Origin of the sequence: Microvirga sp. Mcv34 (assembly GCF_024519725.1) — a bacterium.
In the GTDB taxonomy this organism is placed as follows: Bacteria; Pseudomonadota; Alphaproteobacteria; order Rhizobiales; family Beijerinckiaceae; genus Microvirga.
The window spans coordinates 1-4,178 of record NZ_JALJRK010000176.1; the positions used below are offsets into that span (position 1 = coordinate 1).

The window sequence follows — 4,178 nt, forward strand, 5'->3', positions numbered from 1 at the left end:
AGCCGCCATCCGTGCCGGTGACCTTGAAGTCGTAGCCGTGCATGTGGATCGGGTGATTGGTCATGGAGAGATTGCCGAAGCGGATGCGGACCTTGTCGCCCTGGCGCACCACGAAGGGGTCGATGCCCGGGAACACGCGGCTGTTCATGCACCACAGGTTGAAGTCGAGCATCGTGTTGATCTTCGGCACGTAGCTCCCAGCCTCGATGTCGAAGGCGTTGAGCAGGAACACGAAGTCGCGGTCGACGCGGCGTTCGGCCGGGTCGCGCGGATGCACCACGAAGAAGCCCATCATGCCCATCGCCATCTGGACCATCTCGTCGCTCGTCCTTGCGGGCGATCTCGCGCTCGCAGAACAGGCCGAGCGCCTCCCGGATGGTGAGCTCGCGGCGGCCGGCCTCGTCGACGAGGCTGTCGAGCTGATCGCGGATCGCCGTCAGCTTGAGGCGGGACAGCATGGCGATGAGGTGATCGTGGGCGGCGTCCATCAGAAGCCTCCCCCGATCAGAGCCTCGTATTCGGCGAGCGGCCGCAGCAGCGCTGGCTCCGCCTCCGGTGTGGGCGGCTTGATGATCCGGCTCCGGAAGCCCGTCACGCCCTCGAAGTGGGCTGCATCCACCACACGCCGACGCCGGCCGGCCTCGCGGGCATGGACGGCGACCTCGCACCCGGCATGGACGACCCGCAGCATCTCGGCCGTGACCATGACCCGCACCTGCTCGCCGATCAGCCGCCAGGGTACCGAGTAGGCGTTGCCGTCGACCTCGATCGCGCAATCCGCCTGGACCTTGCGGGTCAGTTCCCGAAGGGCCTGGAAGGAGGCGAAGCCGGCGATCGGGCGGAGCGCCGCCGCCTCTTCCGCGCGAACCGCTCGGCCGGGACCTCGCCCGTCGTGCCGTGGAGGCGCACGTCCGCGACCTCGCGCACCCAGGCATCCAGATGCGCCTCGAGCGCCGCGAAGCTCTCGAAGGAGCGTCCCGCGACGGCGTTCCTCTTCACGTAACCGACCCCGCGCTCGTCCTTCCCCTTGGTGCGCGCCCGGTAAGGAGCGCAGGCGCGCGGCCTGAAGCCCCAGTGCCGAGCGAAGGCCAGGAACTTGGCGTTGAACGCCACCTCGCGGGTTGCGACGTCATGGCGGCTCACGAGCCCACGGTCGTTGTCGAGCAGGATCTCGGCCGTGACCCCGCCGAAGTGCCGGAACGTGCTCTCAAGCCCCTCCAGCCAGCTCTCCTGACGCTCGTTGCGGAACGCCCGCACATGCATCCGCCGCGAGAAGCCGAGCGTCGCCACGAACAGGAACACCTTGGTCGGAACGCCCCCGATCAGGATGCGCCGCTCGCCGAAGTCAATCTGCAGCTGGTGGCCCGGCGGGGTCTCGAACCTCACCGTCGCCCGAGCCTCGGCCGCCAGATCACGCCGAAGAGGCGCCACCTCCCGCTCGATCGTCCGCAGGCTCAGCGCAATGCCCTTCTCGGCCAGCAGCTCCTGGCGCACCACGTCGGCGTTCCCACCATGACGGCGGAACCGCTCCGCGAGCCACCCCTCAAGCCCGGCCAGCGCACGAGGACGCCCGACCGGACGCCGGTACGAAACGTAGCCGCCCTCGGCCACGTAGCGCCTCACAGTCATGTGGCTGCACCCGAACTCCCGCGCGATCCGCTTGATCCCCCAGCCCAGCGCCTTCAGCCGCAGCATCGCCGCGACCTCGTCCGGCGTCCGCATCTCATCTCCCCGCAGGACCTCCGCCTGCGGACCACGCTGACCTTCGCTCAAATCCATCTCGACCCTCCTCAGCAGTTATCCAGAGGGTCCAGTTCCTCATGTCGTCAGGGGTCGCATTGCCTCACGTTGAATGTTACCGATAGGCTCGCTGTCCCGGACGGGATGCGCCATCTTTGTCATCCTGTTGCGGGGATGGTGGATGGCAAGGCATCTCAGCATGGCAACACGCTCGGAACTGGTTGAAGCAATCATCGAGCGCTACCGATCAAGCTGCCAGGCGGACAAGCAGCGCATCCTAGATGAGTTCGTTGCTGTCACCGGTTATCACCGCAAGCATGCCATCCGGGTCCTCTGTCGACCTGATAAGAAGGGACCCGCCGTCAGGCAATACGCCACCCGGTATGATGCCAGGGTTCGCGAGGCTCTGGTTGTGTTGTGGGAGGCGTCCGACCGCCTCTGTTCAAAGCGCCTGAAGCCGATGATCCCCGTCTTGTTGCCGGCCCTGGAGCGGCACGGCAGGCTTGATGTGGATGACGAGCTGCGGGGCAAGTTGCTGGCGGTCAGCGCGGCCACGATGGACCGGCTGCTGTCGCAAGTGCGCGTTGTCGCCCGTGGCGGTCAGCGCCGTCGCGCCGGGATGAGTTCGGCGGTGCGGCGCTCGGTGCCGGTGCGCACCTTCGGCGACTGGGACGATCCTGTGCCCGGCTATGTCGAGGTCGACTTCGTGGCCCATTCCGGCACCTCATCGTCCGGCAGCTTCGTCCAGACGATGGTTCTAACCGATATCGCGACGGGCTGGACCGAGTGCGTGCCGGTGCGCACGCGCGACGGCGGTCTGGTGATTGCGGCGATCCAGCAGGCCCGGTCGCTGTTTCCCTTCCCGCTGCTGGGCGTAGACTTCGACAATGACAGCGCCTTCATGAACGAATTGGTGGTCTGCTGGTGCAGGGGCCAAGGACTGGACGTGACGCGGTCACGCGCCTATCGCAAGAACGACCAGGCCTGGGTGGAGCAGAAGAACGGCGCCATTGTACGAAGGCTGGTGGGCTATGGCAGGTTCGTCGGAGCGGAGGCGACGGCGGCGCTTGCCCGTCTCTACGCTGTGGTGCGTCTGCACGGCAATCTGTTCCAGCCGTCGTTCAAGCTACAGGAGAAGACTCGGATCGGAGCTCGCGTGATCAAGCGCTATCATGCGCCAGTTCCGCCTGCCGCCCGCGTGCTGGTTCATCCGGGTGTGAGCGAGGCAGACAAAGAGCGGCTACGGGTCCTGATAGACGCATCGGATCCTGTCACGCTGTTTACCGGGATCCGCGTGGCCCAGGAAGAGCTCGGCAGACGAGTCGATCGTCGTGGCCTGAACAGCACGCCTGAGGAGCCGGTCGCCATTGATCTTCAGCGCTTCGCGGCGAGCTTGAAGACGGCTTGGCAGGCCGGCGAGACGCGACCGACGCATCGGCGGCCATATCGGCGCACCAAGCCGTATCCGAAGCGGCCGAGCATGTTTGAGCCGTATGAGGCCCAGATCAAGGCATGGCTTGAGGCCGAGCCCGAAATCCCGGCGGCAACGGTGCTCCAGCGTCTGATGAATGCCGATCCGTCGCGCTTCCGGACGAGAAGCCTGAGGATGGTGCAAAGGGTCGTGAAGGCTTGGCGGGCTGACATGATGGGCCGGATCATCATCGACGGGGACTGGATCAAGCGGGTTCCTGTTTCTCCTTCTGCGGCGGGAGGAGAGATTGTTCAGTCCATCGCAACACCCGGTAACATTCTTCGGTGAGGCAACAGGGGGGGTCAATTCTTCGGTTCGCTTGACACTCCGTCAGATCCTCGATCAGGTGGACCATGCGCGGCGAGAGCACGTCCGTGCGTTGGGACAGCAGAGTGGGCAGGACCTCTCGTAAGCCTGCAAGTCCCTGCCGCACCGGAAGGCCGCACTCGAGCAGGAAGCCGCGGATCTGGTTGATCACCGCCGTGCGCTGCCCGATCAGACGGCTTCACACCCGGTGCAGAGCTTGCAGGTCGAGTTGCTCGGCCGACTTTAGGGGCACGGGGCGCATGGTCGGCCGCTGTGCCGCTTCGGCGATGGCCTCGGCATCGCGGAAGTCATTCTTGTGCCCTTTGAGGAAAGGTTCACATGAGGAGGATTTGATCAAGGTCGAATTGCTTCAGTTCATTCAGTTCTCCCTAACGACTGCGGGATCACAGGTCCGAGCCCGTCCATCAAGCACGCTTTTTGCACCGCACGCTCAAGCTCACATCCGGTCGCCGCTCGCGACGGCTGCACCACCATCCCGCATTCTGCGGGCAGGGCTCGGGAGGACGGGACCATTCTTAACTACGGCTAGTCAGGCCAGACCTTTACGGCGGTTCGTCCACCCGGATCCGCCAAGGCTGATCAGGCTGCGGATTCCGATGAAGCCGGACGCTTGTTCCAAGGTGAAGCCGGACACCTATTC

The 4,178-nt window shown here is 65.3% G+C and carries 1 protein-coding gene and 3 pseudogenes; 1 reads left to right on the plus strand and 3 read right to left on the minus strand.

Annotated elements, in window-relative coordinates:
* Window positions 1-325, minus strand: a pseudogene (locus OC446_RS29590) (multicopper oxidase domain-containing protein); the annotation flags it as partial.
* Window positions 326-487: 162 nt separating this feature from the next.
* Window positions 488-1,722, minus strand: a pseudogene (gene istA, locus OC446_RS29600) (IS21 family transposase).
* A 217-nt stretch (window positions 1,723-1,939) separates the two neighbouring features.
* Between istA and OC446_RS29605 the strand changes: the two are divergent.
* Entirely contained in the window at window positions 1,940-3,499 is a 1,560-nt protein-coding gene (locus OC446_RS29605) for an integrase catalytic domain-containing protein (protein WP_262032477.1), read from the plus strand.
* Between the two features lie 132 nt (window positions 3,500-3,631).
* Here the strand turns inward: OC446_RS29605 and OC446_RS29610 are convergent.
* A pseudogene (locus OC446_RS29610) lies at window positions 3,632-3,851 on the minus strand (transposase); the annotation flags it as partial.
* Between the last annotated feature and the right edge of the window lie 327 nt (window positions 3,852-4,178).